Genomic DNA, 2,843 nt, shown 5'->3' on the forward strand with positions numbered 1-2,843 from the left:
TCATAATAATTATTTCGATTATGAAGACATTGACAGTCCCAGGCAGGCCCAAGTTGATAACAGCGACATAAATGCATGGATATCTGGTACAAATATCGAAGAGAAGCCATTAAGATCTGGTTCATATGTTAATAACAGGCAACTATATGACAGCTTTATAGATGACCTTAGCTTAAGCTATAGAAATAATAGTAAAGATATACATAGTAAGGTGCATGAAGATAAGCCTGTGATCAAGCAAGAGGCTCATTATAAAACTGCTATAGAGCAGCTCTCAGAGATGAGGGGTGAGGCTCCTCTTGCAAAGCCTTTTGTAAGCAGGGCAGAGGAAGTAAAATACCAGTTCTCTGAAAAGAAGCGCCGTGAAGAGATCAGAAAATTCACGATGGAAAGGCAGCAGGAGAACAGGATCAAAAGTCAGAAAGGTGAAGACAGGCGAAGAACTGAAGAACTAAAAAAGCTATTTGATCTAGAAGATGGCGATGAATATATCGAGCCATCAAAGGAAGAAGAATTTAGAATACGTAATGACAGACGTATTGAAGAAAAGACTGAAGAAGATGACGATAGCGACTTTATAAATGCTTTAGGAAATTTTGATCCAAGCAAGATCAAAAGCAGGGGCTCTGTAAAGACAGAATCGCATCATCATAGGCATACGAGTCACAAGCATTCTAAATTAAAAAAAGTATTTAGAATTATCAGAAATGTAGTACTTATATCGCTTGCTGTAGTAATAGGATTTGCAGGAATAGGATATGGTGCATACAGACTTCTAGACTATACTGGAGGCATATCTCTATATAAGGCCAATAAAGACCAGGCACCTGATATGTCCAGTGCATCTATGTATGAGAATCTATCAATGGATGATGGACAGATTCCACTTACTGCATCAGCATCATCCTGGCAACCCGGATGGATCAGATATGACGGTAAGACTTATGCATTTAATTCTAATCTCCTGACGTTTCTGGTACTAGGAATTGATAGTATGGAAGAAGTACATGAAGCAGAAGACGGCTTAAGTGGAGGTCAATCAGATGCTATGTTCTTCCTGGTACTTGATCCTGATAATAAGGACATAAAGATAATTGCCATTAATAGAAATACCATGACAGATATAGATGTCTATAATGAAGAAGGCACATATGTAGGAACAGGAGAAGCTCAGATATGCCTGCAGCACGGCTTTGGAGACGGACTTGATCTAAGCTGTCAAAGAACAGTTAATACCGTAAAGAGTCTATTTCATGAGCTTCCTATAGCAGGATATATATCCGTCAATATGGGAGCTATACCAACAGTAAATGATACTGTTGGAGGGGTAACCCTAGAAGTAATGTATGATCTTCCATCATATGGACAATACAGATCACTGCAACAGGGAGATGTAGTGAGATTGTCTGGAGATGATGCATACTGGTACACACAGCACAGGGATATAACTGATGACTTTAGTGCTAATGAGCGTCTTGAAAGACAGCTACAATACCTGATAGAGTTCATACCAGCTCTTCAGGAAAGAGTAAAAGAGGACCCAACATCAATTGCTTCAATTTATAATGCCTTATCACCTTATATGGTGACAGATATAGGTCTTAATGAAGCAGTGTATCTTGGAAACGAAGCCGCAGGGTACGACTTCGATTCTGCAAATATATACCAGATGAAGGGAGAGAGCATCATAGGGGAATCTGGTTTTGAAGAATTCATTTATGATGAAGAGAGTTTATATGATCTTATCATAGATGTCTTCTATGACGAAGTGGATGCATGATGTAAGGAGCATCCATGACTGAAAGGGATGATTCTCTATGAAGGAACTGATACTTGGCGGCCCGGAACTTACAATTACATCAGAATGGACATCTCTAGCTTCGGCTAAGGAACAAAGCAGATATCCTCGTCTTGAAGTTGTTGAGATGCCGCAGCAAAAAAGTGCAGAAATAATATATCCAAGAAGGTATGCAGGGCTAAAACTTACAGATAAAAGAGCCTATAGTATTATAAAAAGATCTTTGGATATAATTCTTTCTTTGGCAGCTTTGATATTTCTTCTTCCTTTACTACTTTTTATTACAGCTGCAATAAGCATAGAAGATGGTGGATCACCTTTCTTTATTCAAGAGAGAACCGGACGAAATGGAAAAGTATTTAAAATGTATAAATTTCGTACAATGGTCAAAAATGCTCAGCAACTTCATGAAAAGCTTCTGTCACAAAATGAGATGGACGGACCCGCTTTTAAAATGACTAATGATCCAAGAGTTACAAAATTAGGAAAGATTCTTAGAAAGCATGGTATAGATGAACTTCCTCAGCTTTTAAATATAATTAAGGGTGATATGAGCATAGTAGGGCCAAGGCCTCTTCCTGTATATGAGCAGGATAAGTGTGACGAATATCAAAATCAGCGCCTTATGGTAAAACCAGGACTTGTATGTTATTGGCAGAGCAGCCCTAGAAAGAATACTATGCCATTTGAAGAATGGATAGAACTTGATCTTAGATATATCACAGAAAGAAGCCTTATGACAGACCTTAAGGTCATCATATCTACTGTGACAAGCGGAGTGCTGGAGAAAAATTCATAGAAGTATAATAACAATAACAGAGAATGTAGCATCAGGTAAAATAGTTGATGCTACATTCTCTTTTTATTGAATATACAAGATTGAAGAATACATAAAGTGCTGCACTACTATTTTGTTTCGTAATTCATATGGATAGGGATGATCAGTTGTATTTCGCTATCCAATGATGATTTTAATTCTCTAAGGTCTATATCATTTTGCATGTCAAGAAAATACTTGTCTGACACACCAAAGTATCTTGCCAAT

The 2,843-nt window shown here is 37.7% G+C and carries 2 protein-coding genes; both read left to right on the forward strand.

From position 1 onward, the window contains the following. Positions 1–1,780 (forward strand): LCP family protein (locus K6G87_RS02090; protein ID WP_296833212.1); only part of this gene is annotated, 1,780 nt, incomplete at its 5' end. A 37-nt stretch (positions 1,781–1,817) separates the two neighbouring features. Beyond that, positions 1,818–2,597 (forward strand): sugar transferase, encoded by a 780-nt coding sequence (locus K6G87_RS02095; RefSeq protein ID WP_296833215.1) that lies wholly within the window; start codon positions 1,818–1,820, stop codon positions 2,595–2,597. Positions 2,598–2,843 lie beyond the last annotated feature (246 nt).

The organism is Butyrivibrio sp., assembly GCF_024699075.1.

Excerpts from the sequence above, each read along its gene's own strand:
- K6G87_RS02095 (WP_296833215.1), top strand. The coding sequence starts at position 1,818 with ATGAAGGAACTGATACTTGGCGGCCCGGAACTTACAATTACATCAGAA.